The organism is Acinetobacter sp. SFA, assembly GCF_001647535.1.
Classification (GTDB): Bacteria; Pseudomonadota; Gammaproteobacteria; order Pseudomonadales; family Moraxellaceae; genus Acinetobacter; species Acinetobacter pecorum.
Window position 1 is genome coordinate 24,965 of sequence record NZ_LSZI01000005.1, and the last position, 26,277, is coordinate 51,241.

20 protein-coding genes are annotated in these 26,277 nt (G+C 45.1%); 8 read left to right on the top strand and 12 right to left on the bottom strand.

All coding sequences use genetic code 11. From position 1 onward, the window contains the following. Positions 1-5: 5 nt before the first annotated feature. Genes AY607_RS03635 through AY607_RS03655 form a run of 5 tightly spaced genes read right to left on the bottom strand, consistent with a single transcriptional unit; the run spans position 6 to position 7,725 of the window. The gene (locus AY607_RS03635; RefSeq protein ID WP_064097000.1) at positions 6-1,157 is read right to left on the bottom strand and encodes an ABC transporter permease; all 1,152 of its coding nucleotides are present in this window, start codon (positions 1,155-1,157) and stop codon (positions 6-8) included. A gap of 7 nt (positions 1,158-1,164) precedes the next feature. Further along, positions 1,165-2,103, bottom strand: coding sequence for an ABC transporter permease (locus tag AY607_RS03640; RefSeq protein ID WP_004279216.1), 939 nt, complete (start codon positions 2,101-2,103; stop codon positions 1,165-1,167). Positions 2,104-2,115: 12 nt separating this feature from the next. After that, on the bottom strand, positions 2,116-4,122 hold the full coding sequence (locus AY607_RS03645) for a M3 family metallopeptidase (RefSeq protein WP_064097001.1): 2,007 nt from the start codon (positions 4,120-4,122) through the stop codon (positions 2,116-2,118). Positions 4,123-4,142: 20 nt separating this feature from the next. Then, positions 4,143-5,945: an ABC transporter substrate-binding protein gene (locus AY607_RS03650; RefSeq protein ID WP_064097002.1), complete on the bottom strand. Its 1,803-nt coding sequence runs from the start codon at positions 5,943-5,945 to the stop codon at positions 4,143-4,145. Positions 5,946-5,967: 22 nt separating this feature from the next. Further along, on the bottom strand, positions 5,968-7,725 hold the full coding sequence (locus AY607_RS03655) for an ABC transporter substrate-binding protein (protein WP_064101800.1): 1,758 nt from the start codon (positions 7,723-7,725) through the stop codon (positions 5,968-5,970). A 739-nt stretch (positions 7,726-8,464) separates the two neighbouring features. Between AY607_RS03655 and AY607_RS03660 the strand changes: the two genes are divergently transcribed. The 5 genes from AY607_RS03660 (at position 8,465) to AY607_RS03680 (ending at position 13,804) form a co-directional block, all read left to right on the top strand. Then, positions 8,465-11,131: a TonB-dependent receptor gene (locus AY607_RS03660; RefSeq protein WP_064097004.1), complete on the top strand. Its 2,667-nt coding sequence runs from the start codon at positions 8,465-8,467 to the stop codon at positions 11,129-11,131. A gap of 149 nt (positions 11,132-11,280) precedes the next feature. Next, positions 11,281-11,985 (top strand): energy transducer TonB, encoded by a 705-nt coding sequence (locus tag AY607_RS03665; protein WP_064101801.1) that lies wholly within the window; start codon positions 11,281-11,283, stop codon positions 11,983-11,985. 36 nt (positions 11,986-12,021) lie between these two features. Next, a complete protein-coding gene (locus AY607_RS03670; RefSeq protein ID WP_171255270.1) occupies positions 12,022-12,921 on the top strand; it encodes a MotA/TolQ/ExbB proton channel family protein in 900 nt (299 codons plus the stop codon). Between the two features lie 16 nt (positions 12,922-12,937). After that, positions 12,938-13,363 carry an ExbD/TolR family protein gene (locus AY607_RS03675; protein WP_064097007.1) on the top strand — a complete coding sequence of 142 codons (426 nt, stop codon included), beginning with the start codon at positions 12,938-12,940 and terminating at the stop codon, positions 13,361-13,363. Positions 13,364-13,384: 21 nt separating this feature from the next. Further along, positions 13,385-13,804 (top strand): ExbD/TolR family protein, encoded by a 420-nt coding sequence (locus AY607_RS03680; protein WP_064097008.1) that lies wholly within the window; start codon positions 13,385-13,387, stop codon positions 13,802-13,804. A 55-nt stretch (positions 13,805-13,859) separates the two neighbouring features. Here the strand turns inward: AY607_RS03680 and ftn are convergent, their stop codons facing one another. Then, the gene (ftn, locus tag AY607_RS03685) at positions 13,860-14,324 is read right to left on the bottom strand and encodes a heteropolymeric bacterioferritin subunit Ftn (protein WP_064097009.1); all 465 of its coding nucleotides are present in this window, start codon (positions 14,322-14,324) and stop codon (positions 13,860-13,862) included. Between the two features lie 336 nt (positions 14,325-14,660). Between ftn and AY607_RS03690 the strand changes: the two genes are divergently transcribed. Continuing rightward, positions 14,661-15,728, top strand: a complete 1,068-nt coding sequence (locus AY607_RS03690; RefSeq protein ID WP_064101803.1) for an SDR family oxidoreductase — start codon at positions 14,661-14,663, stop codon at positions 15,726-15,728. Between the two features lie 77 nt (positions 15,729-15,805). Here the strand turns inward: AY607_RS03690 and ligA are convergent, their stop codons facing one another. The 5 genes from ligA to AY607_RS03715 all read right to left on the bottom strand — a co-directional run bounded on the left by ligA (position 15,806) and on the right by AY607_RS03715 (position 24,111). After that, positions 15,806-17,845: an NAD-dependent DNA ligase LigA gene (gene ligA, locus AY607_RS03695; RefSeq protein WP_064101831.1), complete on the bottom strand. Its 2,040-nt coding sequence runs from the start codon at positions 17,843-17,845 to the stop codon at positions 15,806-15,808. Between the two features lie 115 nt (positions 17,846-17,960). Then, entirely contained in the window at positions 17,961-18,947 is a 987-nt protein-coding gene (locus AY607_RS03700; RefSeq protein ID WP_064101804.1) for a cell division protein ZipA C-terminal FtsZ-binding domain-containing protein, read from the bottom strand. A 1-nt stretch (position 18,948) separates the two neighbouring features. Continuing rightward, positions 18,949-22,401, bottom strand: coding sequence for a chromosome segregation protein SMC (gene smc / locus AY607_RS03705; protein WP_064101805.1), 3,453 nt, complete (start codon positions 22,399-22,401; stop codon positions 18,949-18,951). 11 nt (positions 22,402-22,412) lie between these two features. Continuing rightward, positions 22,413-23,108 carry a GntR family transcriptional regulator gene (locus AY607_RS03710; protein ID WP_064097014.1) on the bottom strand — a complete coding sequence of 232 codons (696 nt, stop codon included), beginning with the start codon at positions 23,106-23,108 and terminating at the stop codon, positions 22,413-22,415. 199 nt (positions 23,109-23,307) lie between these two features. Further along, the gene (locus AY607_RS03715; protein ID WP_064097015.1) at positions 23,308-24,111 is read right to left on the bottom strand and encodes a sulfite exporter TauE/SafE family protein; all 804 of its coding nucleotides are present in this window, start codon (positions 24,109-24,111) and stop codon (positions 23,308-23,310) included. Between the two features lie 27 nt (positions 24,112-24,138). On the opposite strand from AY607_RS03715, the gene AY607_RS03720 reads away from it, so the two are divergent. Next, positions 24,139-24,912, top strand: a complete 774-nt coding sequence (locus AY607_RS03720) for a biotin--[acetyl-CoA-carboxylase] ligase (RefSeq protein ID WP_064101806.1) — start codon at positions 24,139-24,141, stop codon at positions 24,910-24,912. Beyond that, positions 24,909-25,649: a type III pantothenate kinase gene (locus tag AY607_RS03725; RefSeq protein WP_064101807.1), complete on the top strand. Its 741-nt coding sequence runs from the start codon at positions 24,909-24,911 to the stop codon at positions 25,647-25,649. The genes AY607_RS03720 and AY607_RS03725 overlap by 4 nt, the downstream gene beginning before the upstream one ends. Here AY607_RS03725 and AY607_RS03730 read toward each other — a convergent pair. Next, positions 25,603-26,208, bottom strand: coding sequence for an RBBP9/YdeN family alpha/beta hydrolase (locus tag AY607_RS03730; protein ID WP_064101808.1), 606 nt, complete (start codon positions 26,206-26,208; stop codon positions 25,603-25,605). The genes AY607_RS03725 and AY607_RS03730 overlap by 47 nt on opposite strands. Positions 26,209-26,277 lie beyond the last annotated feature (69 nt).

Below are 26,277 nucleotides of genomic sequence, written 5' to 3' on the forward strand. Positions count from 1 at the left end.
CGCTCCTATTTCAGTTTTGGATCTAATGCATCACGGAGTGCATCGGTAAACATCGAGAAAGCAGTCACCAATACCGCCATGGCGATTGAGGCTGCTGCCAGTTGCCACCATTTACCCAAAATCAGCTCGCTTTGCGCTTCGTTTAGCATACTGCCCCATGACACTACCCCGATAGGCACACCGAAACCAAGAAAGCTCAAAATGACTTCGGACTTGATAAATGCCACCACCAGAATAGACATCTGTACCAGAGCAATATGGCTGACATTGGGAAAAATATGGACAAACATACGACGCATATTACTCACGCCAATCGCCTTGGCAGCCAGCACATATTCACGTGCCGTATGTTTCATGTATTCGGCACGAACCAAACGGAAAACCCCGGTCCAGCCAGTCAGACCTAAAATCAGGATAATTGATAAAATACCTTTCTGCTGTAACACTGCGGCAATCGCCAAAACCAGCAACAGATAGGGAATCGAAGTAAAGATATTATAAAACCAGTTTAGGACATCATCGACCCAACCACCAAAGTAACCTGCTATTGCACCCAGTGCAGTCCCAATCAGTACAGCGACAAAGGCTGCAATCAGTCCAACCAGAATCGAGGTTTCAGCCCCCTTAATGGTTTTCTGTAAAACATCCTGCCCCCATTTATCGGCGCCGAAGACCAGACTTTGCTTGAGTTCCCCACTTTCATCCATCAGCTGGCCGCCGAGCTCCTGATTAATGGCCTTCATGTCTTCTGCCAGCGGATCGACCACTCCATAATAATCGATGCCTGCACCAGCACCCTGCTCAGCAGCAATTTCAGCATTCAATTCAGCAATGACATCTTTTAAGGGATCAACTGGATTGACCGGTAGAGGCACAGATTCTGCGCTCTGCTCTGTATCAGATGCAACCGGAACTGGCGCTGCATTGATAAAACTCGGCGGTGCATAGCTGACCGCCACTTCTTTATTCCAGTCTTTGGCAATCAGGCCGCTCATTGACAGCACCAGCAACAGCAGATAAAACAGCACCACATACAGGGAAAACATGGCAATCCGGTCACGTTTCAAACGGCGCATAGCCAGTTGCCATAAGCCTGTTGAAGCCGACTCAGGTGCTGCTTCAGCCGCTTGTTCTTTTTTAAATATCGCACTCAGCATAATTCACCTACTTCAACTGTACACGCGGATCGACCCATTTATAGATCAGATCGGCAATCAGGTTGAATATCATGGTCGCAGCAGCGACATAGACCGTAATGGCTTTAATCACAGGAAAATCGGAACGTTCTACCGCAATAATAACTTCACGGCCAATTCCCGGAATACCAAAAAAACGCTCAATCAGGAAAGCACCGATCAGCAGTGCGGGAAGTCCTGCCATCACATCGGTAATAATCGGAATGGAGGCATTGCGCAGGACATGCACGCCCATGATACGGTTTTCACCTAGGCCTTTGGCACGCGCAGTACGTACATAGTCCTGATTGACTTCATCCAGTACAAAACTACGGTATAGACGTAGTGTTGGTGCAATACTCACCACCAACATAATCAGCACAGGTAGCAAGGCATATTTGAAAAGGTTGTCAGCGAAATTATCGCTCCAGCCCTGTACCGGGAACCAGCTCAGTTCATAGGCTAGGAAATACTGGAACACGATGATGTACACCAGAATACTGATCGACATACCGATCGTACATAGCATCATGATCATGCGATCAGTCAAAGAACCACGAACCGAAGCCACACCCAAAGCCAGAATGATAGAAATAATAGTTTGCAGAATGGTCAGTGGAATCAGAATGGTTAGTGAGGGTCCCAAACGGGTGGTGATAATCTGTGCCACCGATTCCCCGGTACTCCAGCTCACCCCATAATCAAAGGTTAAAATCTGCTTGATAAAGATCCAGAGTTGTACGTAATACGGTTGATCCACACCCAGTTGCTGACGGATGTTCTCAATCTGTTCCGCATTGGCCATTTTACCGGCCAGAATATAGGCAGGGTCTCCACCTACCCAGTTAAACAGCAGGAATATCAGCAAAATCACCCCGAGCATGGTCGGGATCATTTGCCAAAGCCGTCGAATAATATATGCCAGCATCGCTTGCCTTCCTTAATTTTTTCCAGAGATTTCATTAAAGAAAGCTTTGCTGTCCGGATCACGACCCAAGAAGTCTTTCACCATTTGCTCGCCATGCTTTTGACCACCTTGAGCCAAGACCGTATTGCGATAATGTGCACCGACTTTCTTGTCCATCAGCTGATCACCAAAGGAGGAAAGCATATCCAGGGCAATGACCTCAGACCACATATAGCTGTAGTAACCTGCCTGATAGCCGCCCATCAGATGCCCGAATTGTCCCGGGAACTGCTGACCGTTGACATAACCCAAGGCGGTTTTACCTTCCATATCCTGCCAGAGTTTTAAAGGCTCAATGTTTTTTGCATCTTTACCATGCAAGGCCATATCATATTGGGCATATAAAGCCTGACGGGCATAATGCAGGCCTCGACCGTAATTCTTCACATTCTTTAAGCGCTCGGTCATGGCAGCATCCACCCGAGGACATGCCGGCTCACAGTAATCCGCTACTTTTGACAAGGTTTCCAGACGGCGTGCCCACTCTTCATACATCTGTGACGGCGCTTCTACAAAGTCACGCTCTACCGAGGTACCAGACTGTTCTGTATAGCGGGTTTTCGATAGAATCCCGTGCAAGGCATGCCCCATTTCATGCACAAAGGTTTCCAGTTCGTTGCTATTCAAGCCCTTACGGTTAAAATTGGTTACCAGTACCGATACCGGACGACGCTGATTCAGGGTACTGCCGCCATAAGCTCCCCAGACAGCTGCATGCCCATATTTGCCTTCACGCGGGTATTTATCGACATATAATCCGCCCAGGAATTCGCCCGTAGCCTTGTCATGTACCGCATAATATTCCACTTCATCATGCCAAGCCTTGACTTTCACCGGCTTGAACTCAATGCCATAGAGTTCCGAAGAAATAGCGAATAACCATTTTTGCGATGCTTCTGTCGGGAAATAATCCCGCAATTTTTCCTGGTCTACCTTGTATTTGGCCTGACGCAGTTTTTCACTCCAGTAACCCTGATTCCAACGTGTAATTTCTGCTTTCTCTACTGGAACTTTTAAAGTTTCAGCCTTGAACTGGCGTAATTGTTCTACATCCTGCTTTTCTAGAGGTGCAACTTTGGCATAAACCTCATCCAGAAAACCGTTCACTGCTTCCGGAGTTTTGGCCATGCGGAATTCAAGCGCAGAATGGGCATAGCTTTCCTTGTCAAAAAGTTGTGCCATTTCATAACGCAGATCAATGGCTTTTTTCATGAATTGCAGGTTTTGTTCAGTCCCGCGACGCGTGTAAGCGGTCTGGTAGCGTTTGCGTGCTTCATCACTTTCTGCCAGCTCCATAAAAGGCTGGTATTCCGGATAATCAAAGCCAAGCAGATAATTGCCCTTTTCATTTTTCTTTAAATTTGCGATGTAACTTTCTGGCAGACCTTTCATTTCAGCTGGAGTAAATTCAACTTTTTCAGGGTTATCCCGCACATTTTTGGAAAAATCCTGCCCCAGTTTGGTACTTTCTTCAATAATTTCTTTCAGTCGTTTCTGTTTTTCTGCACTGAGTTGTACCCCGGTGTTCTCAAACTGCTCCAGAATATCTTCTAAAAATTTCTGATCAATCGGATCACTGGCTTTCAGTTTCTTGAACTGAGCATACAGTTTAGGATTCTGATACAGGGTGGTCTGGTATTTGCTGATTTTAAGTTCACAGTCATCGGCTGCCTGACGCAATGCAGGATCCGGATCGACATTACTGTACAACCCTACTGCAGCACCGAAATCACGGGCTTTGGCATGCAATTCATCCCATTCAGCCAGATAAGGTCCTGCCTTGGCATTATCTTTAATTTTCTTATTTTCAAATATCTGGATATCTTTTTGCATGGAAGCCAGGCTGGCATCACATAAAGACGGAATTTCTGCAGCCTTGAACAATGGCAGTAGCTGTACTTGGGTATCTGCCGCTACACCTTGATACCCCCCCATTATCATTAAACATAAGGTACTTAATTTTAAAGGCTTTAACTTCATATTCATCTCCATATTTTTTCTTACTTTTTCGTATTAATATCGATATACATCCATTCTGAAGACAGAATCGGATGGGACTTATGTCCGATAATTTGGGGTTGGGTCAAGGCGTTACGGTAGGTGCTATAGAGCATCAGGGTCGGCATATTGACTTCCAGAATCCTGGTCATTTTGCGATAGAGCAGATCACGCTCTGGACCTGGCGGCATGCTCTGGGTTTGCTCGTATAGACGATCAAATTCAGGATGCTTGAAACAGGCATTGTTGGTGACATTGACATTCTTGCCGTAGAACAACTGCATAAAATTGTCAGCGTCTGGATAATCGGCAATCCATGCAGAACTCTTGAACATGGTTTTACATTGCTTTTCCAGCTTGATGCCTTCAGCGAATGGCATGGCCTTACTGGTCAGCTGAATATGGATACTGTCCAGGGTCTTTTTCCAGAATTCACCCTGCTGCTGGCCCCGACTGGTATTCCCAGTAATCAGTTCAATCACCAGAGGTTTACCTTCAGGCGTCTTTCGCCAGCCATCTGCACCGATCTTGTAGTTATAGCGGTCGAGTAACATGTTGGCTGCTTTGACTGAATAGGGAATACTGCTTTTATAGGACGGTGAATAACCTGCTACTCCTGGGGGAATAGGCATGTGCAGTTTTGCTCCATCTCCCTTAAGTAATACATTGATCATGTTTTCTACAGAAAATGCCATTGCCATGGCTCGACGTAAGGCAATTTTTTCTGGCGCGAAACCACCCACGACCGGATTTTGCATATTCCAGTAATGGTAACTAATGGAGGGCTCTAAAATACGTGACAGCTTCACCCCCTGCTGGGCCAGCTCAGGCTTTAATTTATCGCCATCGAGCGCCTGTACGACGATATCGCCCTCAATTTCGAGCAGGTCCAGTTCATTTTTCTTAAATGCCAGCATCCGGGATTGCGCTTCTTCAATAACACGCACATCAATAGTGCCGATTTGAGGCATTTTTTTGCCCTGCATGGCTTTTACAATGGCCTGATCTTCTGCACCACTGGCTTTAAAGTCCCAGACAAAACCACGATAAGCTGGATTTGGTTTTAAGATAATCCGTGAGCCTGGTGTCCAGCGGCTGAGCACATAAGGACCAGTTCCCACTGGCCTATTCATGACCCACCCCGCCTTGTCTTTATATTTTTCAATCACTTCACGAGCTACTGCAGCGGCAGGCCCATGTGCCAGCAACATCGGAAAGTTCTGATCCGGATTATTCAGCTTTAATACCAAGGTATAGCGGTCTGGGGTCTGAATACCTTCAAACGGATTTTCATAGGCTTTGCCATTCTTTTTGGTTAGGGCCATCCATGCGTCCAGCCCTTTAATTCGGCCATCCAGCAACCAGCTGTTCGGTGAATGCAGCTTTGGGTCCAGTAGACGTTTCAAGCTATAAGCATAGTCATACGAGGTCAGTTCACGTTTTTTACCGCCAAAGACCGGATCATCGGCAAAGTAAATACCCTTTTTGATTTTGATGGTATAAGTCAGGCCATCCGCACTCACTTGAGGCAGACTGACTGCAGTCAATGGCACTAATTTTGCCGGTGAGGCCAGATAATCATAGGTATATAAGGTTTCGAAAATCGCCGAGTTAATCTTGGCCGAATAACGGTCATGGATATAGCCCGGATCAAAACCGGTTTCAGCTGCCAGAAATACTGTTTTTAAAACCTTATTCGGGTTGGCAGGATTGCTGGCCCATGTCGATGCACTCCCTGCCATCATCAAACCGGCCACTAACACCCCACTGGCCAGTTTTTTTAAAGTATTTTTATTCACATTCATACTGGTTCTTAATCTTCTCAAGTTATTTTTTAACAGGTTCAATATCCATATATTGCCAAACTGCTCTGGTCACCGGATGGGCTTTAAAGCCCTGTACATGCGGATGAATCAACCAGTTACGTATCCGGGTATTGTGCAGAATCCATGGATTATCGGCCTCCATCTGACGGTTCATCTGCTCATAATATGGCATCCGCTGCTGCGGCGGCAGTTTCATCGCGGTCTGGTACAACGCGTCATAGGCTTTTGAGGTATAGCAACTCAGGTTGCCTTGCTGCGCATTTGGCCCATACAGTAACTGGGCAAAGTTTTCCCCTTCCGGATAATCCGCAATCCAGGCTCCACCCCACATCATATGTTTGCATTGGGTGGCTTCTTTTAAATTGTCAGCAAAATTACTGACCTTGAACTCAATTCGTACCCCGATCGCATCCAGATTCTTTTTCCATAACTCTGCAGAAATCACCGAAGAGCTTGAGCTGGTCGAATTCATTTTTAGTATCAAAGGCTTTCCATCAGGCAAGGTTCGGTAACCATCAGCACCTTTCTTATAGCCAAAGCGGTCAAGCAGTTTATTGGCCAATAATGGGTTATAAGCAATACTGCTTTTATACTTCGGGTCATGTCCACCCACTCCCTCTGGCAAAATCATTTCAGCTTTATCGGCATGACCTTTGTACAACTGCTGGATAGCTTCTTTCTGGTTATAGGACAAGGCGAGAGCACGACGTAAGGCAATTTTTTCCAGTGAATTCCCACCAATTAACGGATCACGCATATTCATGATGGTATAGGTAATTTCCGGTTCTTTATTCGGATAATGCAGGATGCCTTTTTTCTTGTATTCGCTTTTCAGCTGCTTATTTTCCAGGGCCTGTTCGGCGCCGCTCGCAGTGAGTTTGTCATAGTCCAGTTGTCCAGACTTTAAAGCCAGCCAGCGAGACTGTTCCTCTTCAATAATACTGATTTTGATCTTGCCAATTTGCGGCATCTGCTTGCCTTGCATGGCTTTGACAATACGTTGATCCCATTCAGAACCATCACCCTTAAAGTTCCAGACAAAACCACGATAATTCGGGTTGGCAGTCAGTTCAATACGGCTACGCGGCACATATTTGTGTAATTGATACGCCCCTGTTCCAACCGGATGCTGACCTGCCCGATGACCATAATGTTCGATCGCTTCTCGTGCGGTACCACTAAAAGCCACATAGGCCAGAATATATGGAAAATTCAGGTCGGAACGGGTCAGGGTAATTTGTAAAGTATATTTGTCTAGTGCTTTTAAACCGGGAATAGCTGCATCGTAGTTGAACTTGCCAGTTTTTTTAGCCTGCTGGATGACCTGATCTGCCCCAAGGATTTTTCCCTCGATAAAAGAAAAAGAAGGAGAATGATTTTTGGGATCCATGATCCTTTGCATGGAGTAGATATAATCACGCGCCACCAGTTCACGCTTCTTGCCCTGAAATGCCGGATCTGGGCTGAAGTAGATTCCCGGCTTGACTTTAAAGGTATAGACTTTCCCATCCTGCTCAACCTTGGGTAAGGATTCGGCGGTATTTGGTACCAGGATTGCCGGCCGCGCCAGATAGTCATAACGTAACAAAGGTTCAAAAATAGCCTCGGCAACGCTACCACTATAAAAATTATAAGTTTTGACCATATCAAAACCATCATCAGGTGCTTCGAAAGCCAGGTTTAAAACCTTATCTGGTTGTGCAGGTGATTTTGCTAAGGTTATTTCCCCGGATACCACTGCCAGCGCTAAAACTGTCATCCTTATAATTGCTGATTTCAAATTCATACCTATTTTTGTTTATTTAAGCTATTTAAACGATTAAGTTTTTTTGAAAGCATCTATCTTTTTTTGATTGGCTGCATGTTTTTTATTTTTCAACACTCAGCCTATCTTATGACTCCAGCGTTTGAAAGCTAATTTCATGCCACTCTAAGTTTCAAGCAGTAATTAAGTTCTTTTTACAGCAAAAAACATATTTTTATTAATTATTTAAAATAATAATGATTTAGAAAATTATTCAGATAAATTCCGAAATATTTATTACATTAATCCTACAATGACTTTCATTATATTGCACAAAAATAATTCACCCGTGAGTCATTTTATAGCACATCTCAACTTTTCAATTTATAACTAAAAAAATAATCCTTTATATTTTAATAACTAAGAGCATGATCAATAATTGATCAATTATTCTCTACAGCCCATTTCATATCTATGTTACAGAATTTTTAAATGTGAACTATTTCACATATTTTCTAAATAACACTTACTAGAAAACAATTAATACTGATTTTCAATATCATTTTTTCTTATATTTTCCAATACAGCCTGTCTGCTTTCCATGACGCACAAGTTCTTTCTTTATAAATCCTTATAAAGTAAACATTTCTCAATATATTCAATATTTTTATAAGAATTACAGCTAAGTTGGCACTTGCTTTGCTTAAAAAGAATACAGCATTATCTTCACACAACAAGAAAGGTGAACTTTACGATGAAAATAAACAAACTAGTCGGATCTATGGGGGCTCCAACAGTTGGCAAAACAATACTCAAGTTAAGTACGCTTACCTTAAGTATGATGTGTTTGTCTTTGGCACATGCAGCCGATGAACCAGAAAACTCCGCTACGCAGCCGACCAAGGTGCAAAAAGTGACAGTAACGGGTTCATCTATTAAAGGGGTAGCTGCACAGAGTGCATCACCAATTACTGTACTTAAAGTTGAAGATCTGGTGAATCAGGGGGTCACCACTGTTGAGGAAGCACTGAATAGGGTCAGCGCCAATCAGGCCGGTTTTGCTGTATCCCAGAATATTGGTAAAAGTAATACTTCAGGCTCTTCTGCCAACCTTCGTGGTATTGGTACCGATAAGACCCTGATTTTATTAAATGGTCGCCGTCTGGCCAACAGTCCTTTCAGTACATCTGAAGTTAACTTAAATATTATTCCACTCGCTATGGTTGAACGTATTGAGGTGCTACGCGATGGTGCTTCTGCCGTGTATGGTGCAGATGCTATTGCCGGGGTAATCAACTTCATTCTCAAGAAAGAATACCAAGGTTTTGGCATATCTGGTGGACTTCAATTACCTGAACACAAGAATGGGGATGAATATGATGTTTCCATCTTCGGTGGCTATGGTGATCTGGACGAGCAAGGATTCAACGTCTATGGGGTAATCGATTATCGTACGTCCGACATGATCATGGCGAAAGACCGCAAAGTCAGCCGCCGCGGCGGTCTGATTCCTGAACTAGGGATGGCGATCGGTTCGACTGCTGGCTTTCCAGCAAATATTTCAAATCCAGGCGTGGGTATAGTTAACCCTTATATCAACCAGAACTGTAATAATGCTCCAAATACGTTTATCTCTGGCACACGCTGCCTGCTGAATACACAGGCATTAATTGGTATTACTCCGGATGAAGAAGCCTTCTCCGCTTTAGCGAAAGGTACCTTAAAACTTACCGATTCATTAAACGCGGTCGCGGAATATGTTTACACTAAAAGCGAAGTGACCACTTCTATTGCACCTGATGTATGGGGTGGTAGCCTGACTATTCCAGACAGCAGCAAATACTATCCTGGTCAAGGAATCACTCCAGATATTCCCGGCTTGACAGGCACATCCTCAATACTTTATTTACGTTCCCAGGCTGGCAACCGTGTATCTAAATCAGAGAATGAATCCAACCGGATCTTTGCTGGAATCGAAGGTGAAGCCTACGGCTGGGACCTCAACGGTGGTGTAACTTATGCCAAAGGCGAAGCGACTGATAATTTCGTCAGCGGTTACTTAAACCAAAGTAGAGTCCAGGCAGCCCTGAATGACGGCACACTCAACCCGTTTGGCCCTCAAGCACCGGAAGATGCCGGAAAATGGTCTACTTTTGATGTCGCAGGTCCGACAAATCAGGCAACGCTAGATTCAACTACCGTGGATTTCACCCTAAGCCGTCCTATCTATGAATTGCCTGCAGGTGAGGTCGGTTTTGCCGTAGGTGGTAGTTACACTACCCAAGACTGGGAAGCCAAAATAAATTCCGATCTTGTCCGTCAGGTGCCAGGCAGTGGTATAGACCCGGACAAACCAATCAGTAAAGGTGATCGCGATATCACTGCAATATTTACTGAATTTCACATACCAATCGTAGCCGGGTTAGAAGCTCAACTTGCTGCACGTTATGATGACTATAGCGACTTTGGCGATTCTTTCAATCCGAAAGCCTCGCTACGTTGGGAGCCGGTAAAAGAGCTCATGTTCCGTACTTCATATAGCACAGGTTTCCGTGCACCGAGCTTATGGGAAATAAACTCTCCGCAAAGCGAAACCTATACCAGTTCACCTTTCAATAACCCGCGTTTCTGTAATGCTGATGGCACACCGAACAACCTTCAGTTTGCCGATCAGTGCGGTATGCAGTTTAAACGTAAACAAGGCGGTAACCCGGACTTACAACCTGAAGAGTCAACTTCTTATACTGCCGGTTTTGTCTACGAGCCAATCAAGAACCTGGTTTTCACAGCCGATTATTACAACATCAAGATTGAAGATCTGGTCGGTACAGTCTCTCCAGATATGATTTTTGATGATCTTGATCGCTATGGCAACCTGATTGTTTATGCACCAGATGGCCGTATCCAGTATTTAAATACGACCTTACAAAATATGGGTGGCCTAAAAACTCAAGGGATCGACCTCAGTCTGAACTATTTAAGTCCAATGACAGCGACTGGCCGTTTTGGTTTCGGAATTGATGGGACTTATGTCATCAAAATGGATTACCAAATAGAACCAGGTGGTGAATGGGAAGATTACGTAGGTATTTATGATGATCCGGCAGTCGTTCGCTGGAAACATATTGCCAATGTGAACTGGACTTATGAAAACTGGAGAATGTTGCTGGAGCAACAATATATCCGTGGATATAAAGATTTTTCAGAAACACGTGATGTAGGTGCATGGATGGTTTACAACTTTGCAGGAACATATAAAGGATTCAAGAACCTTGAATTGACTGCAGGGATCAAGAACATGTTTGATAAAGAACCACCTGCGTCTGATGCAACCAACAATGCACAATATGGCTATGACCCTCGTCATGGTGACCCTACAGGCCGTAGCTACTTCTTACGCGGTACTTATAAATTCTTTTAATTAATCACTTTGCAAACACTGCTGCCAAGCGGTGTTTGCAGTTTTCCCCGTTTAATTTTGGCCAAACAAAAAATAATGCAGCCTGTAACTAAAAATAATTTTCTCATCAGTGCACTATTTCCTGTTTGTCTTAAATTCTAGGAGTCATGATGGGCACAAAGTTTGAAGACTTAGAAAAAAACTCCGCCAAAAAACTGACTGGTATTGGGGTGGTAATTTTATTGCATATTCTGGTGGGCCTGGTGCTGATAGCTGGTATGGCAAAAGAAATAATAAAGCCGTCAGAACAGCCGGTAGAACTGATGATCATTCAGGATATTAAGCCGCCTGAACCTGAACCACCAAAAGAAACACCACCTGAACCACCCAAAATAGTGGAGAAAGTGGCACAAGTGCCTGAAGTGAAACCGGTTGAAAAAGTCGTTCCTGTACAGAAAACACTTCCAACGCCGACTCAACCGACAACTGTTGCAGTACCTACCCCTGTTGCAGCCAGTCCTTCGCCAAGTCCAGTAGCAGCCCCGGCTCCAGTTGTTGCAGCCGCTCCAGCACCAGCTCCACCTCAACCTTCTGGAGTCACTCGTGGTGTTTCTCAAGGTGAAGCGGGTTGTAAACGCCCAGACTATCCACGTGATGCACTAATGAATGAAGAACAAGGTGAAGTGCTGATCTCTGTATATGTAAATACTGCTGGCAAGGTCCAGGATGCGAAGGTGAAAAAGTCGAGCGGGAGCCGTGCATTGGATCGTGCAGCATCGAAGGCCTTCAGTTTATGTACCTTTAAGCCGGCAATGAAAAATGGCGAACCGCAAGAATCTTGGTATGACATTCCATATGAATTTGTCCTTGACTAACAGATACAACAGATAAAGAAAAAAATCAGGAGATCTATGATGAAAAAATCACTAAAACCTTTAAAAAATATGACTGCTGCCGGCGTAATTGCCATGAGCACTTTATTGCCTTTACAAGCAGTTTTTGCAGAACAGTCTGCTACACCCAATACCAGTGCTGTCACTGAAACAGCGGTAACAACACCAGCAACAGCGGCTACACCGACCCCGCCGCCATTATCAGCTGAAGCTAAGGATGAAAAGGCTGGATATAATCCTTATGGTCTGGAAGCCATGTGGAAAGAAGGTGATATTGTTTCGAAAATTACCCTGTTCATTCTATTGATTATGTCGATTGGTACCTGGTACATCATGATCAGCAAATGCCTGCAACAAGGCAAGATTCGTAAGCAAGCCAAGGAAGCTGAACACCAGTTCTGGGAATCGTCTTCTCTGGATAACGCAGCCCAAAACCTCAATGAAGCCAGCGTTTACCGTTTTATTGCAGAAAAAGGTATCAAGTCGACCCAAAATCATGGTGGTAATTTACTTGAACGTATTGATTTCAATACTTGGGTCACCATTTCGATTTCCCGTGCAATCGACAAAATCCAGAACCATCTGAGTGGTGGCCTGGCCTTCCTTGCCACAGTCGGTTCTACTGCACCCTTTGTTGGCCTGTTTGGTACGGTTTGGGGTATCTACCACGCGCTTACCGCGATTGGTGTTTCTGGTCAGGCTTCGATTGATAAAGTAGCAGGTCCAGTGGGTGAAGCACTGATCATGACTGCAATCGGTCTGGCCGTCGCTGTACCGGCAGTACTGGGCTACAACTGGTTGACTCGCCGTAATAAAGCGGTCATGGAAGAAGTGCGTACTTTTGGTTCTGATTTACACGCAGTATTACTCAGCGGTGAAATTACAACCAATAATCCTGTTAATCGTGACGTGAAATAAGAGTGAGGCATCAGCCATGGGAATGATGGTCAATTCAAACGACAGCGATGATGAGGTAATTGGAACCATTAATACCACCCCTTTGGTTGATATTATGCTGGTTCTGCTCATTATCTTCCTGATTACTGTACCGGTTGCCATTCATACCGTACCTGTCGATCTACCCGAAGAAAGAAATGTACCGTATGAAACCAAACCGGAAAACATCCAGCTGGCAGTCAACAAAACAGGTGATATTTTCTGGAACGAAATCTATATCGCAGATAAATCAGTTTTACTGACCCGTTTACAGGCAGAAGCCCAGAAACGTCCGCAGCCTGAAGTGCATATCCGTGGTGATCAGATAACGCCTTATGAGGCAATTGATCAGGTGATCAGCACGACCCAGCAAGCGGGTATTGGCAAAATTGCTTTTGTCACCACTCCGCCCGCTACACCTTAAGCACAAAGAGGGATTAAGTTTATGGGTATGAATGTTGGTTCAAATCAAGATGATGATGTGATGCTAGATGTCAACATGACACCACTGATTGATGTCATGCTGGTCTTGTTGATTATGTTTATCATCACAATTCCTTTACCAAACAACTCGATTAATATTGACCTGCCAAATGGCACACCGCCTGTAACCGAAGAAAAACCGCCTGAGCTGGTGGAATTACGTCTGGATGCACAAGGTAAGATTTTCTGGAATGATCAACCAGTAGAGAATACCCAGGCTCTGGAAAACTTATTCAAGACAGTAGCGCAAAAAGCGGATCAGGATCAGATTAAAATCAAGGCAGATCGTGCGACAGAATATAAGCATATCGCCATGGTCATGGCGGCAGCTCAACGGCTGGAAGTCAAAAAAATCGGGATCGTGAGTAATAATAATTCTTAAGTCATCAGTTATAAAAAAACCCAGCAAATGCTGGGTTTTTTTATAACTGCATATTTTACATTTGTGACTGAATATAATTTTGCAGACCAATCAGCTCGATCAAGCGTAACTGTTTTTCTAACCAGTAGGTATGATCTTCTTCAGTATCCGACATTTGCTGGCGCAGCATGTCACGGGTTACATAATCACCCTGCTCTTCGCAAAGTTTTACCCCTTGAGCCAGTTTTTCACGCACATGATATTCAAGCTTGAGGTCAGCTTTCAGACAAGTCACAACATCTGCACCCACTTCAATATCATCTCGCTGCATATTCGGCGTACCTTCCAGGAACAGGACACGACGGATCAGGGCATCTGCATGCTGTGCTTCTTCCTGCATTTCATGATCGATGCGTTCAAAGATTTTAGTCAGACCCCAATCTTCATACATACGAGAGTGAATCAGGTATTGGTCACGAGCAGCCAGTTCGCCACCGATCAGCATATTTAAATAATCTACGACTTCTGGATTACCGCGCATTTGCATTACTCCCTGCTTTTATCTTGCTATTATGGAGAAAAGATTTTTGATTTGCAAAATTAAAATTATTGTAAATATATGATTTTTATATAATTAAAATGAGAAGCACTTGCATTTACGCTCTCTGTTAGGCCAAATCCCATTTATAAAACAAGGTGTTGCATTTTTTGTACCCGCTTTATTCAGATGAACTGGCTGGAATATTCAAACGTTTATTTTTGTAAATATTAATAAGCACTTATCTTGTTACTTATTTTTGTCTTGGACTCACTAGTTTGGTCTGGTTCGTGCATAATTGTGACGACGATGCGAAGTTAAAACAACAATGGTTAAAATATGACATTACAACACAGTACAGCACCTGTTCTGGTGACCGGTGCATCTGGCTATATTGCCAGCTGGGTGATCCAGAAACTTCTGACACAAGGTTATACCGTACATGCCACGGTACGTGATCTAAACAAAAGCCAGAGTTATACGCATTTGGAACAAATTGCTGACAGCAGTCCGGGCACACTTAAACTGTTTGAAGCCAATCTGCTCAAGCCAGGTTCTTTTGATGCAGCCATGCAAGGCTGTGAGATTGTCTTTCATATGGCTTCGCCTTTTGTGGTGACCAATTATAAAGATGCGCTCAAGGATATTATTGAACCTGCGATTTTGGGTACGCAAAATGTGCTCAACAGTGTCAATAAAACCGAATCGGTCCGGCGTGTGATCGTGACGTCAAGTATTGCTTCAACTTATGGTGATGCGATTGATATTTTGCCAACCGAGCACACCAGCTTTGATGAATCACACTGGAATACCACCAGTTCAGAAACCCATCAGCCTTATCCATACTCCAAGGTTATGGCAGAACGTAAAGCTTGGGAAATGGCTGAAGCACAGGATCGCTGGGATCTGGTCTGTATCAATCCTGCACTGGTTTTTGGGCAATCCTTAACGCCAAATACCCAGTCTGGCAGCGTAGAAGTCCTGCAACAGTTTGCCAACGGCATGACCCTGCTTGGCGTTCCACCGATGTGGAATGGCGTGGTCGATGTTCAGGATGTCGCTGAAGCACATATCCGTGCTGCGTTTAACCCACAAGCGCACGGTCGCTATATTGTCTGTAGTGAGACTTTAAGCCTGCTGGAAATGGGTAAAATCCTGCGTAAAGCGTTTGGTCCTAAATTCCCGTTCCCGCGCAATCAACTGCCGAAAACTGCCTTCAAGCTGTTTGGTCCTGTGGCAGGCTTTAGCCGCAAGTTTGTTGAATTAAATATGGGTTATCCAATTTTCTTCAATGCACGAAAAAGCAAGGATGAGCTCGGCATCGAATACCGTCCTGTGAATGAAAGTCTGGTCGAACATTTCCAGCAGCTGCTGGATGATGGTCTGGTCAAAAAATATATTCCTTAATTTTTTCTTCTATTAATAAAAAAGCCACCTTCTGGTGGCTTTTTTATGAACTAAAATTCTAAGAAATCTCGGAAAAATCAGCCCTCAAGCTGGCCATAGTTCTGCATCAAGGCAATAAATTGTTCTTCATTAATTACCGGTACGCCAAGCTTTTCTGCTTTGTCCAGTTTTGAGCCGGCTTTTTCACCCGCAACTACACATTTGGTTTTGCTAGACACACTCCCGCTAACCCGGGCACCTAATGCCTGTAATAATTGAGTCGCTTCATCACGTCCCATCGAACTTAAAGTGCCAGTCACGACCCAGCTTTCACCATTCAATGGCTGGCGCGTTGGTGCAATTGGTGCATCCCAGTGAATGCCTGCTGCCAGCAAACGATCCAGAACTTCCAGGTTATGTGGGGCCTGGAAGAAATCCACAATCCACTCAGCAGTAATATCACCGACATCCGGGGTTTTCTTTAATGCTTCAATATCAGCATCGCGTAATGCTTCCAAGGTCTGGAAAGTATTGGCCAGCATACGTGCCGTAGTTTCTCCCACGCCACGAATACCGAGTGCATAGATGAAAGCTGCCAGTGTGGTTTTCTTGCTGTTCTCGATAGAATCAACTAAATTCTGGACCGATTTTTCCCCCATTTTTTCGATCTGGAGTAACTGCTCACGGTGCTCATGCAGATGATAAATATCTGATACATCTTTCAGAAGATTTAGATGTAGCAGTGACTCTACCCAGCGATCACCCAGCCCTTCGATATCCATGGCCTTACGCGACACAAAGTGACGAATGGTTTCGATCCGCTGCGCAGCACAATAGAGTTCGCCAGAACAGCGAGCCAATGCTTCACCTTCCGGCATCACTACTGGCGAATCACATACCGGACAATTGGCCGGTAAATGCACTTCTACCGCATCGACTGGGCGAAATTCCGGCCAGACCTTTTCGACTTTGGGAATCACATCACCACTGCGGTATACGCTGACTGTATCCCCGATTCTTACGTCTAAACGGTGAATTTCACCGATATTATGCAAGGTCACATTGGAAACCGTAACGCCACCGACTGCAACCGGATTTAAACGTGCGACCGGCGTCAGGGTCCCGGTACGGCCTACCTGCCAGTCAATATTTTCTACTGTGGTCAGTGCAGCCACTGCAGGGAATTTATAGGCAGTGGCCCAGCGTGGTTCCCGGCTCAGAAAACCTAATTTTTGTTGCTGTTTCAGATCATTGACCTTGATTACCATGCCATCAATTTCAACGCTCAGCTTCGGACGTTTCTCCATGACCTGCTCGTAAACCTGCTGCACTTCTTCAATGCTGCTACAGACAAAATGGCACTCACCTACAGCAAAGCCAAATTGTTGCAGCCATTCCAGACTGCCCGACATGGTGCTTTGACCATGAGGCGGTATACACTGGGCAATACCATACGCATAAAATGCTAATGGTCGTGAAGCAGCAATATTCGGATCTAGCTGACGTAAACTGCCTGCAGCAGCATTTCGCGGATTGGCAAAGGTTTTTTCGCCCTTGGCGGCATTGGCAGCATTCAGACGTTCAAATCCAGACTTGGGCATCAATACTTCGCCACGTACCTCCAGAAGCTCTGGAATAATTCCATTGACTGGAGGCAGGAATTTTGGCAGGTTACGGATGGTTTTGACATTCTGGGTAATATCTTCACCCGTTTCGCCATCACCACGCGTGACACCGCGCACCAGTACGCCATGTTCATACCAGAGTGAAATCGCCAGGCCATCAAATTTCAGCTCAACATCATATTCAATTTTTTGATTTGGCAAACGTTCTTCAATACGGCGGGCAAAAGCCAGCAGATCTTCCTGATTAAACACATTCCCCAAAGACAGCATCGGCACGGCATGCGTGACAGTTACAAATTTTGCAAGTGCCTGCCCCCCCACCTTGATAGTTGGTGTATCGGGCTGTTGCAAGTGTGGATATTGTTCTTCTAAGGCTTTGAGCTGATGAAAGAGCTGATCATATTCACTGTCTTCAATGCTCGGTTGATCCATCACATAATAAGCATGATTATGCTTGGCAAGCAGTTGAATCAATTGACGCATTTGCGCAATCACAGTGGCATCTTGGGTCATAATTTCACCATAAAAAAGGGCGGAAAATCCGCCCTGTAGAATATTCAGCTTTTGGCTATTATAAAAATTGCAGTCTACAGATTCAACTTGGAGATTGAACAAAGCAACCTGCGAATCAGGTGGCCTGTCCCGGGCGATAATCAATTGCCTGATGGCGCCAGAATTCACGTAATTGCGGCGTGAATTCCTGCTGGTTCTGATCATAGACCAGACCATCCACTTCACGAGCAATTAACCGCGAAATACTGTCCATGGTATCAAAAGCATTTTGTACATCACTATGCGGTAAAGCCAGGAAGAATGCCAGACCTTTGACTTCCTGAGTCGACAGGGTTTCCAGATCAAAGCCTTCCATACCTGTATCAGTCATTTGCAGTACCGAAAACAGCAGTTTTGAACCATCTTCACTATAACGGTGAAAACAGGCCAGCTCGCCATAACGCAAACCATATTTCAGTAAAACTTTCAAAGTTTTATCACCTGAAAGTACACGACCTTGCGGATAGATATGCAAAGAAATAATGGTCTCAGCACTGGATAATGCACTTTCTTCATCCACTATTTTCTGTTCATGCAGATGTGCATCCAGAATACTGCTTTCATCATTAAATTCAGAAATTTCAGCTTTTTCAATATTGCTGTTCAGACTGAATTCGGCAGCTTTATCTTTATTTTCGAGGTGATTGTTTTCCTGTTCTGTTTCAGCCGGCTTTTGCTCTATTGCTGTGTCGGCTGCTTCTGTCGCGACCGACGTTGCCACCACTTTAGCCTCTGTCACATCGCCTGACTGGGCAGATACAGGAGTTTCAACCGCTTTTGGCTCAACCGGAGTTGATCCAGCCTTACGAAAGGCGGAAGGCTTTTCAGGAGCCGGTTCACCTGCACTCAGGCTGGGCTCTATGCGTTGTGTTGAATCTGCGTCCTGCTTTGCCAGTTGCGATCGTACATGCCGAGGAATGACAGGGGTCTGGCTATCCGGGTCGATATGCAGGCTGGCATCCAATGAAGGAGCTGCCTCGACAGGTTTTTTGAGCAACATTCTGATGCCCAACAGCATGATGATAATTGCAATAACAATCCCGATAATGGTGGTGATTTCCATATTATACCTCCGCAGCTAAGCCGTATTCTTTTGCCTGTTCCAAATTTACTGTCACTAATTTTGAGGTTCCCGGTTCAGGCATGGTTACACCTAAAAGATCAGTCGCCATCATCATTGCAAGTTTGTTATGGGTAATATAAATAAATTGCACTTGTTCAGAAAGCTCTTTGACTAAATTACAAAAACGTCCCACATTGGCATCATCCAGGGGTGCATCGACTTCATCCAGTACACAAAATGGTGCCGGATTTAAGCGGAAAATTGCGAAGACCAATGCCAAGGCAGTTAAAGCCTTTTCCCCGCCAGAAAGTAACGCGAGTGAACTGTTACGCTTGCCTGGTGGTCGGGCCATTAGTTTTACACCCGATTGCCATCCATCTTCAAGACTTAAACTCGCTTCACCGCCCTCAAATACTTTCGGAAACAGGTTTTGCAGCTCGGCATTGACCTGATCAAAAGTGTGCATAAACAGTTTACGGGTTTCCTGATCAATACTTTTCATCGCAGCCTGTAGCTGTTCAACCGTATTTTCCAGATCCTGCATCTGGTGACTCAGTTCCTCGTAACGTTTTGATACTTCTTCATATTCTTCAGAAGCCGCCAGATTGACTGCGCCGAGTTTATCGAACTGGGTTTGGGCTTTTTCCAGCTTCGCCTGATGGGCCTTAATATCAATATTTAAGCCGCTAATGACATCATGGTTCAGTTCTTTCAGCTGTTCTGAATAATGCTGCAAATCAGATTTGGCTGCCTGCCAAGCTAAACGTTTGGCTTCCAGCTCACTACGCAGCTGTTCATCCTGCTGCTGGAAGCTGTGACGCTGTTCGGTCAGCTGCTGCTGCTTGCTCTGCACCTGATTTAACTCAACCTGCCAGTCGGACCAGGTCTTTTGCAGCTTTTCAGTGATCTGCGCCTGTTCATTAAACTGACTCTGTAAAGCAGGCAATTCTAGCTGTACCGGATCGACAAATTTCTTGGCCTGTTCGATTTGTGCAGTAATTTGCTGAAACTGTTCTTTCAGGAATACCTGATCTTTTTCCAGTAATTCGATCTGCTGCTGGCTTTGCACACATTGACGGCGTAGCAATTCCAGTTCCTGCTGCGCTTGCTGGCTAAGCTGCTGCGAGTCATCTAACTGAGCACTCAATTCTTCTAGCTGAAATTGCAGGGTTTTATAATTCGGTAAAGCCTGTTCCAGCTTTAGATTCAGGGCATGCAGATCAATTTCCAGATCGTCTTTTTGCATGGCATCTTCTTCAAGCTGCTCATCCAGTTGTTGCAGCTGATGCTGTAATTGCTGCTTTTGCAATGCGAAAGCCTGCGCACTGCTTTGTACTTTGGCAATCTTGACATCGAGCTGCTGCAGCTGTTTTTGAGCTTGTTTCTGCTGCTCGCTGATACTCTGAATCTGGCTTTGCAAAGTTTTAACCTGATCGGTGAGTTCAGGTAACTGCTGCTCCAGCTGCATAAACTCAGGTTCAAGTTTCGCAAGCTGCTGCTCTATTTCATCCAGTCGAATTCGATGGCTTAAAGCACCTTGTCCGGCCTGACTGGCTTCATCATAATCCAGAGCAATGACCCAGTCTGCACCAATATGATAGCCATCTAAACTCAGTAATGTCTGGCCTTGTAATAACTCAGTTTGAAGCGGTAATGCTTGTGCTAATGTATCTACGACCGCGACTTGTTGCCACAGTGAATAATGTGGAGATTCAATCCAGTCGGCCAGACACATCGTATTGGAAATCTGAATTTTATCCTGAACAGCCTGTTGTTTTAACTGACGTGCACAATCTTCAAGGAAGTGCTCGCCCTCGGCCAGAATCTGGGCAGACAGCCATTTTGCCAGAAACTTTTCGATCAGGCTGGCATGTGCCTTGCCTGCATCATTGAGCTTAAGTACATGCATCAGCTGGACCGCATCACTCTTGCTATTCGGGTTGGCTTTGGTCAGTAATTGGCTCAGGTTTTTCTGTTCTGAATGTAGCACCTGAATTTCAGATTTGAGCTGCATCAAGCGCTGTTGTTGGGTCGCCTGCTCTTCCTGAATCTGCTCGAATTGAGTTCTTAAATCTGTTAATTGAATTTCATAGCCAACGATTTGCTGTTCAGCCTGTGCTTTATCTGTCTGATACTGCTCCAGCTCATCTTGCTGCGCCTGTTGCTGAATCTGTGTGCTTTGCTGTTGTAGCGTCTGTTTCTGCTGTTCAATCCGTTCAATATTCTTTGCCAGTTGCTCGCTTTGAGCCAGCATTTGCAATTTACGCTGTTGCTGCTGTTCGACCTGAGTTTTAATCTGTGCGAATTGCGCTGTAATTGTACTCTGCTGGGATTTGAGCTCACTCAGATTCTGACTATGCGTCTGACTCTGGCCATCTTGTTGCTGCAATTGTGCCTGCTGATCTTCAAATTGCTGCTGTAAAGTATCGAGTTGCAGTTCAATCAACTGCAAACGCTCTTTGGTCTGGGCTTTTTGCTGTTCCAGTTTAACCAGACTTGTAGAATTCTGCTCCAGCAAAGACTGCTTTTGCTGCAGTGTCATTTCCAGTTCAGCCAGTTTTTTCTCGGCCTGTTGCCATTCGCTTTGCAAAGGGGTGGATTGCTGAATCAGACGCTGGAACAGTTCACTGGTACTGCCTAAATCATGTTCTACGGTAGTCAGTTCAGAACGCACCAGCTTAAACTTTTCCCCGAGCGTATTCATCTCAAGGGTATATTCTTCCTGTAAGCGCTGGCTCTGCTCACATTGAAAAGACAGAATTTCAATCTTGATCGTACGGATCTGCCCTTCCAGTTCTTTATATTGAATCGCACTTTCCGACTGACGTTTCAGGGTTTTTAGCTGGGATTTCAGTTCAGAAGCAATATCTTCCAGACGCGACAGGTTTTGTGTGGTGTGATCCAGATGCAGCATGGTTTCACGGCGACGCGCCTGATAGCGCGATACCCCAGCCGCTTCTTCGATATAAACCCGCATTTCCTCTGGCTTGGCATCGACCAGACGGTTAATCATACCCTGCTCAATAATCGCATAGGAACGCGGACCCAAACCGGTGCCAAGGAAAATATCGGTAATATCACGACGACGGCATTTGCTGCCATTCAGGAAATATTCGGACTTGCCATCGCGGTTGACCTGCCGGCGTACCGCCAGTTCATTATAGGCATTATAGGCACCGCCGAGCTTGCCATAAGTATTGTCAAAGCGCAGTTCCACACTGGCCATACCGACCGGTTTACGCTTGGCAGTTCCGGTAAAGATGACATCCTGCATGCTGCCACCACGCAACTGACGCGCACTGGACTCGCCCATGACCCAGCGTATGGCATCAATGACATTGGATTTACCACAACCATTTGGTCCCACGACCGCAGTACGATTATCTTTAAAATGTAAGGTGGTACTGTCGGCAAAAGATTTAAAGCCTGAAAGTTTTAAACTGCTTAAACGCATAATGTCCTGATTTAACGTCGTGAGCGTCTGGCCCACGCGAGTTCAATTTGTTTCATCCGTGTCAGAGATTCCAACACAAGGTTGCGCAAGTGTCGACAAAAATCTTCCATAAATAAAGTGGCCTGATGGGTTTTTCGTATCAAAATTGCTTCAGTGACCAGTTTAAACAAGTCAAAAGATTCTTGTAACTCGCGTCTGGAAATATTCAGGGTCAGAAAATAGCTCCGACGTAAAGATGGCAGCAGTTCCTGATAGTAGCGTATCAGATAAGGATTCCCCACCATCTCATGCTGCTGGGCCATGCCCTGAAAGATCAAATCATAAAACTTTTCAGTGTGTCCTTGGCGGGTTTCTGCTTCTAATTGCTCTAATAATAGCTGAATGCGCTCAGCTTCATGCACCCGCCAGGTCTCCGCCATGCGATGCACCATCTGCCCGAGCAATAACGAGGTCATGTCAAATAAGGCACGCACCTGCAAGGCCGACATTTCTGAAACAATTGCTCCCCGGCGTGGAAAAATTTCAATCAGTTGGGTGCGTTCCAGCAACAACAGTGCTTCACGAACCGAACCCCGGCTGACATCAAGCTCCGAGGCAATCCTAAGTTCCTGTATACGTTCGCCTTCGACCAGTTCACCGCGAATAATTTGTTCGCTAATATGCTTGGCAATCTGCTCAGACAAACTTTGCGCTTGTTCTAATGGCATACCGTTCCTGTGTTTATTTTTATGAATAATGGTTTAACCCTTTATTTGGGCTATGTTGCTATTAAACGGCTTTTTTTTAATGATTACTTTGACATTGTCAGACAATCTTGTGTCTATATAGCCAACTCCCACTTACAAAAAAGGAGAATAGTGATCTATTCTCCTGCAGCGACGCATTGATTTAACCTGAACATTTGAATCAGGCAATGAAACCCTGATAAATAAAATACAGGCCGACGGTAGTCAGCAAGGCCGCAAAACATTTTTTCAATACAGCCGGTGAAAGCAGATGTGCCACTTTTGCGCCCAGTTTCGCAGTAAAAAAGCTCATCGTGCTGATACCGAGAAACGCATAAATATGAATATAACCGATAGTATTTGGTACGGTGACCTGCGCCTGTTTACCAAACCACATAAAACCTAATGCACCCGCGATTGCAATTGGCAAGCCACAAGCGGCAGAGGTCGCTACTGCTTTTTGCATGACAACCCCACAGCGATTCAGAAATGGGACCGTCAAACTGCCCCCGCCAATCCCAAAAATGGCCGATGCCACACCGATCCCGCCACCCGCAGCAATTTGTAGCGGTGTTGAAGGTAATTTTTGGTTTGGGTCGACCTGAACATTCGCACCTTTAAACATTCGAAATGCCACCCAGACTGCAAAGAACCCGATCAACAACTGCAAACCTCGACCAGATAAATAATCGGCAATCCCCGCACCCACAAATGACCCTATAACCAGACCTGGCGCCAGATTACGAAACACGGGCCACAGCACTGCCCCTCGTTGATGATGTGCCATGACCGAGCTGATAGAGGTCACAATAATCGTCGCCAGGGAAGTACCCACCGCCATATGCATAATCACGTTAGGATCGTACTGGAGTTGGGTAAAAACAATGTAGAGGATGGGTACAATGATCAAACCTCCACCGACCCCAAACAGGCCTGCGGCAAATCCGGCAATTGCACCAATCAATAAATATATGATTAACTCCATAACGATATTTACCACGTTTAGATTCAAATGGATGTAGAAACTCGTGAACTGCAACAACGATTAAGCGATGCAGGCCAACTCCCGGAAGTATTACTCATTAAACCGATTACCACATCGACCAATGATGATGTGCGCGAATTGGCAACGAAAGGGGTACAGCAGGTTCTGGTATGCAGTCATGTGCAGACCCACGGCCGTGGACAGCGTCAACGTCAGTGGATATCACCTGAAGGGAACATCTATTTAAGCACATTGCTGCATACACAAAAACCCATTGATGGTCGTCTGGCGCTAGAAATTGCGTTAAATATCCTGCAAATGCCAAGTCTAAAAGGCCTGGAATTACAGGTGAAATGGCCGAATGACCTGTATAGCCTGCATGGAAAATGGGGGGGTATTCTGGTCGAGCCGGTTTCAACCACGCAGGTGGTGGTCGGGGTCGGGCTAAATATTGATCCTCTGTCCACCGATCTTCCAGACCAGCAGGTCAGCTCCTTGAGCGAGCTGGGATTATCGCATACATCAAGAGTCGAGCTAATTGCCCAGTTATATCTGGCGATTCAGCAAGCCGGGCAATGGTTTAATTATGGCAGTCAAAACCTGGCGGCGCGTTTCAATCGATCGGCTGCATTTATGCAACAAACAGTTGAATTTACCGATGTGCAAGGGCAATATTCCGGTACTTTTCTCGGAATTCAGGATGATGGTGCAGTCAAGATTTTGACCGATCAGGGAATCCAGACTTTTTATCAGGGACAGCTCCGCCTTCAACACGGTGGACGAACAGGCATACAGCAATGAAAAAATTATGGTTGGATATTGGCAATACCAGGCTGAAATACTGGATTACCGAGCATGATCAGATTATTGAACAAGCAGCGGAATTACATTTACAGTCTCCTGCTGATTTATTACTGGGCCTAATCCAGCATTTTAAAACACTGGGGTTGCATCAGGTGGGGCTATCTTCGGTCCAGGATAAAATCAGTAATGAGCGTATTCTCAGTATTTTAGAAAGTCTGCATATTCCAGTGATTTTTGCTCAGGTACAGGCGGAATATGCCGGTCTGATCTGTGGCTATGATGAACCTTCTCAGCTGGGCATTGACCGCTGGTTACAGGTACTTGCAGTGGCGACTCAAGCGCATGAAAATTACTGTGTAATTAGTTGTGGTACGGCACTGACCATTGATCTGGCGCAAGGACAACAACATTTGGGGGGATTTATTCTGCCGAATCTGTACTTGCAACGTGATGCACTGATTCAGAATACCAAAGGCATTAAAATTCCGGATGGTGCTTTTTCTGAACTTAATCCTGGCCGCAATACCCTAGATGCTGTGCATCATGGCATTCTGCTGGGCCTGCTCAGCACCATTGAAAAAGTCCTGCATGATTTCCCAGCACAGCTGGTTTTAACAGGTGGAGATGCTCCACTGTTTGCGCAGCATCTCAGCCATCACCATCCCCGGATTGAACCTGATCTTTTACTTAAAGGCCTGCAGCATTTTGCAGCTCATTTGCCAGACACTGTTTGATGATATCCAGCAATTGAGGGAATTCGGCAAAGCTATCAGATTTATTAAAATGCCCGGCTTTTTTAATCTCAAAAATTTGTGCATTCAAGCTATGGGCTAAACGCAAGGAAATCGGTGCAGGCACATAGGGATCATTACTGGAGATCAGCATCACCGCACGTTTATAGCTATAGGGCAAGTTTTTCAGATCGAGTCGCACAGCCTGCAGTATTTTATTCAGTTCTGACCAGGCAACCAAGGGTGTATCAAAGGCTGAGACCAGAATTACTCCACCAATCTTGCGTTGCTGCTGAATATAATGTTCCTGTAAAAAGTTTAAAATACTGACGCAACTCAGGCCATGTGCAACTAAAAAGGTATGTTCATCCATGTGCGGAATGTGCAGTTTCAGATTCTGCTGCCATTCTTCTAAATCAGGCTGAAAAGGGTTGGCCAGCATAATCCGCTTGGACTCAAAACCGGCATTTTTAAGCTGGCGACTCAGCCAAGGGTACCAGTGATCATTGGAGGTCGCCTGATAATCCGGCACGATATAGACTTTTTTTATTATATTTTTCATAGTGCATTACTTATAATTATTGAACGCAAACGGCGTCGATAAAAATCAGTTTTAAACAGTCTGGAGATG

Coding starts and splice junctions, on each gene's coding strand:
- AY607_RS03700 (WP_064101804.1), bottom strand. CDS start 18,947: ATGGAAATCACCACCATTATCGGGATTGTTATTGCAATTATCATCATG.
- AY607_RS03680 (WP_064097008.1), top strand. CDS start 13,385: ATGGGTATGAATGTTGGTTCAAATCAAGATGATGATGTGATGCTAGAT.
- smc (WP_064101805.1), bottom strand. CDS start 22,401: ATGCGTTTAAGCAGTTTAAAACTTTCAGGCTTTAAATCTTTTGCCGAC.
- AY607_RS03665 (WP_064101801.1), top strand. CDS start 11,281: ATGGGCACAAAGTTTGAAGACTTAGAAAAAAACTCCGCCAAAAAACTG.
- AY607_RS03730 (WP_064101808.1), bottom strand. CDS start 26,208: ATGAAAAATATAATAAAAAAAGTCTATATCGTGCCGGATTATCAGGCG.
- AY607_RS03650 (WP_064097002.1), bottom strand. CDS start 5,945: ATGAATGTGAATAAAAATACTTTAAAAAAACTGGCCAGTGGGGTGTTA.
- AY607_RS03725 (WP_064101807.1), top strand. CDS start 24,909: ATGAAAAAATTATGGTTGGATATTGGCAATACCAGGCTGAAATACTGG.
- AY607_RS03720 (WP_064101806.1), top strand. CDS start 24,139: ATGGATGTAGAAACTCGTGAACTGCAACAACGATTAAGCGATGCAGGC.
- AY607_RS03635 (WP_064097000.1), bottom strand. CDS start 1,157: ATGCTGAGTGCGATATTTAAAAAAGAACAAGCGGCTGAAGCAGCACCT.
- AY607_RS03660 (WP_064097004.1), top strand. CDS start 8,465: ATGAAAATAAACAAACTAGTCGGATCTATGGGGGCTCCAACAGTTGGC.
- AY607_RS03710 (WP_064097014.1), bottom strand. CDS start 23,108: ATGCCATTAGAACAAGCGCAAAGTTTGTCTGAGCAGATTGCCAAGCAT.
- ligA (WP_064101831.1), bottom strand. CDS start 17,845: ATGACCCAAGATGCCACTGTGATTGCGCAAATGCGTCAATTGATTCAA.
- ftn (WP_064097009.1), bottom strand. CDS start 14,324: ATGCGCGGTAATCCAGAAGTCGTAGATTATTTAAATATGCTGATCGGT.
- AY607_RS03655 (WP_064101800.1), bottom strand. CDS start 7,725: ATGACAGTTTTAGCGCTGGCAGTGGTATCCGGGGAAATAACCTTAGCA.
- AY607_RS03670 (WP_171255270.1), top strand. CDS start 12,022: ATGATGAAAAAATCACTAAAACCTTTAAAAAATATGACTGCTGCCGGC.
- AY607_RS03690 (WP_064101803.1), top strand. CDS start 14,661: ATGACATTACAACACAGTACAGCACCTGTTCTGGTGACCGGTGCATCT.
- AY607_RS03675 (WP_064097007.1), top strand. CDS start 12,938: ATGGGAATGATGGTCAATTCAAACGACAGCGATGATGAGGTAATTGGA.
- AY607_RS03715 (WP_064097015.1), bottom strand. CDS start 24,111: ATGGAGTTAATCATATATTTATTGATTGGTGCAATTGCCGGATTTGCC.
- AY607_RS03640 (WP_004279216.1), bottom strand. CDS start 2,103: ATGCTGGCATATATTATTCGACGGCTTTGGCAAATGATCCCGACCATG.
- AY607_RS03645 (WP_064097001.1), bottom strand. CDS start 4,122: ATGAAGTTAAAGCCTTTAAAATTAAGTACCTTATGTTTAATGATAATG.